This is a genomic window from Thauera sp. 2A1 (genome assembly GCF_009469595.2).
GTDB lineage: Bacteria > Pseudomonadota > Gammaproteobacteria > Burkholderiales > Rhodocyclaceae > Thauera.
On the sequence record NZ_SSXV01000068.1, the window covers coordinates 1 to 1,403 of the forward strand.

2 protein-coding genes are annotated in these 1,403 nt (G+C 32.6%); both read right to left on the reverse strand.

Features of this window, described 5'->3' with window-relative positions; genetic code table 11:
- Positions 1-165: 165 nt before the first annotated feature.
- Positions 166-510, reverse strand: coding sequence for a hypothetical protein (locus GH664_RS22255; protein WP_153163807.1), 345 nt, complete (start codon positions 508-510; stop codon positions 166-168).
- Positions 511-1,051: 541 nt separating this feature from the next.
- The coding region (locus GH664_RS22260; RefSeq protein WP_194270469.1) for a hypothetical protein at positions 1,052-1,403 on the reverse strand (352 nt) is incomplete at its 5' end.

Genomic DNA, 1,403 nt, shown 5'->3' on the forward strand with positions numbered 1-1,403 from the left:
ACTTTAGAACCCAATAAACACATACCTTTATTGCGTCTACGTAATAACAATTACTTATAGCAGGGTGTTAAAACGAGCATGGGCGTATTGTATTATCATAATTTCCAACGTGGAGCATGAGGGAGTCGAACCCTCGTCCAAACGATTCATCCAATGACCTAACAGTCAATATACTTTTATTTCTATAGGATTATCTCCAAAACACATATTTCTTTTATCAAATGGTACATAATGAGTATATAAGAATCCTGCATCATTAAATAGTTTAGCCGTACCTATTGGTACACTAATAGAATTATTATGTTTTGGATCTATCCACCAACTTCTTTTTGTTGTTTCATGAACATATCTAACAGGTTTATTATAGAATAGATGTTCACCCCACATATCTGCTGCAATATAGCTCATGATAAATAATTTTAAGTTGTAAATATAAAGAGTTTTGCACACCTCTGCGCCTTCATATCCTAGCAGACCGGATAACGCCTCAATTAGAGAGATATACATCATACACGAGTTTTCATATATCATTGGGTTGATATAATAGTGCAATATACTCTTTTAGTAGTATAGAGAGCGATCAAACTCTCTATACTTAATATGTAATTCTAAAGTAATAGTATACACTGTTGATTATGAGCATAAAAGCATTAAATCTAGTATATAATAGCATAAAGCCGCTATTACTTTAGAATTTATAGTCTTTGACAGAATACATATTATACCAAGTGCTCATCTAGCAAGCTAGAGACTCGATTGAAATATAGACATAAAAGTACTATATGTATATGTATTTTGATATACTTACTGTTTTTCGTCTATGAGACTATCCTTTATTTGTTAGCATAAAAGCATTTAAATAAAGAATGATCTATTTATAGCACATGATCAGTAGGCATAATATCCTATTACTAGCATAAAAGCATTGAATAGAACTGTCAATTCAGTTCATGTTGCCCCGAACTCCTCAATGCGACAATGCGACTTATATAGTTTGCAGGGTTCACATTTATTCTATTTAGCATAAAAGCATTTAGAATTTGGATGTTGATTAAAGATAGATATTTTCGTATCTTGAACCAAAGATTTCTTCTTTCGCTTTTGCGATAGCGTCATCTTTCTTATCTGTAAGTTCTGAATACTTTTTGTCCCAAGCTTTGTAATCACCTGTAGATTCAAATTCAGCTTGAGCTTTCTTCAGTCCTTCAGAAAAGTCTTTCATAATGTTCTTGTGTTTTGATGCAAAACGTCCGTATCTTTCTGCTCTAGAAACAGCTTTTTCACAATCCTGAATTCTACGTTTTACTTCACGAGATTCACGTTCAAGTTGTTCTTGTTGGATCTGTTTCTTTGCTTCAGTAACTGCTGATGCTTCAACTTTACCGTCTTTTTCTTCTTGTTTT